The 1550-nt window shown below is 38.8% G+C and carries 2 protein-coding genes; both read right to left on the bottom strand.

What is annotated here, in order from left to right; genetic code table 11:
- Window positions 1–135: 135 nt before the first annotated feature.
- Complete coding sequence (locus ELS82_RS24820; RefSeq protein ID WP_134837750.1) at window positions 136–882, bottom strand: NACHT domain-containing protein; 747 nt, start codon at window positions 880–882, stop codon at window positions 136–138.
- Between the two features lie 304 nt (window positions 883–1186).
- On the bottom strand, window positions 1187–1405 hold the full coding sequence (locus ELS82_RS24815; protein WP_134837749.1) for a hypothetical protein: 219 nt from the start codon (window positions 1403–1405) through the stop codon (window positions 1187–1189).
- Window positions 1406–1550: the final 145 nt, after the last annotated feature.

The following is a 1550-nucleotide window of genomic DNA, read 5'->3' as shown; positions in this document are numbered from 1 at the left end:
ACCCCTGTTCAACTACAAGTTGGGCTGCTTCGAGTTTAAATTCAGGGTTAAAGGTTCTTCTTGTACGTTTTGTCATGGTGTCACCTAATGTAGATGAGGTGCATCTTAACACCTCTAATCAGGTGGCCAAATTAACTATGCCACTACATTAATACTTTTGCATTGATGGGGGCAATTGTAAATATGTTCGATAAACTCTTTCTGTACGGCTACAGACATAGGGTCTATCTTAATCTTTGTAAAATAATAAGACCCTCCCATACCTGCATCTGGTCTTGAAGAGATTAACATTTTTAAATCAGGATATGCCCTACCAATATTCTCAAGCTCTCGGGCTACTTTTCTTCTTGAGTCATTGGGAATTTCATCGAAACCATCAAGGAATAAAACTACCCTTTTCGATTTTGCCACAAAATCAAACATACCTGAGTCAAGACTAACTCCAAGCTCATTTATTGCTTCAATCAACTCTACTTTCAAACTTTGTTCGAACTTTAAGTTACGAAACTCTATAAAAATTGGAATTAAGGAGCTTCCTTTTACTTCATTCAAGCAAAGCTTACGCAAGAAAAGCGATTTCCCTTGACCAGGCCCCCCCTCGATAAGTACGTGAGGACGCCTAAACTGAGCAAATGACTCGAAATGGCAGCTATCATGAGCAATTGCTTTATCGAAATAGATATCGTCCAAATTCTTTATCGAATCTGGGTTAAGAATAGTTTTTACAAAACCTATCCTTTGAATATTTTCACGAAAATCTTTGAGCCTTTCGATTGCAAACGCTTCAGCTAGCTTATTCTTCAAGGCTCCGGAAGCAGCATTGACGATATCTAGAGCAACCTTTTCTAAACCACCACTAGCTTTTTTTAACAAGTCTTCCATTTATTCTAAAATCTCTTGTCCGATCGTGTTTCCGAATTGACGCCTAACGCCGCGTTAAGTGGCGAGCAACGCCAACCACCTTACCTAAACCATTGTGACATAAACACTTAAACTGAAGAAAGCCGAAAGCGCCAAGCGTTGGGAGTCCGTCTTAAACGCTTTGTTATGCTTGTGCTATCAGCAGGCACAGTAAACAAATTTTCAAACCTCACATTGCTCCAATATGAAGCAATACCAATTTGTCATTCATGCCAACATGGTAATAATCACTCGTCATATAGAGTAAGGCTGTTGCCCAAAAACTCTATTTGCGATTTTCTTTACCATCCAAATACTCTGCATACTTTTTAGCAATTAGCTGATGTATATGAAGTCCTGTTTTACGAAAAAGATACCAATCTATCGCAGCTAAAACAGCTAAGCCTATTATAGTTCCCATGCAAAACTCTCCTTCACCATCAAGTAAAAAGTCTATCAAACCATTGATAAATAGCTCATATTTACGATTTTCAGAAAAAAGCATAACGCCCAATTAAGTTGTGAGCAACGCTGCCACCTTACTAAAACACTGCACCGTAATCACCAAACAAGTTGAAACCGAAAGCGCCGAGCGTTGCGAATCAGCTTGAATTGTTTGTTAGGCAAATTTTCTACGTACTCACTAACTT

It is taken from the genome of Vibrio ouci, from assembly GCF_004551525.1.
Lineage (GTDB): Bacteria > Pseudomonadota > Gammaproteobacteria > Enterobacterales > Vibrionaceae > Vibrio > Vibrio ouci.
The sequence above is the reverse complement of the archived record's forward strand: the minus strand, read 5'-3'. Positions and strand labels throughout refer to the sequence as shown.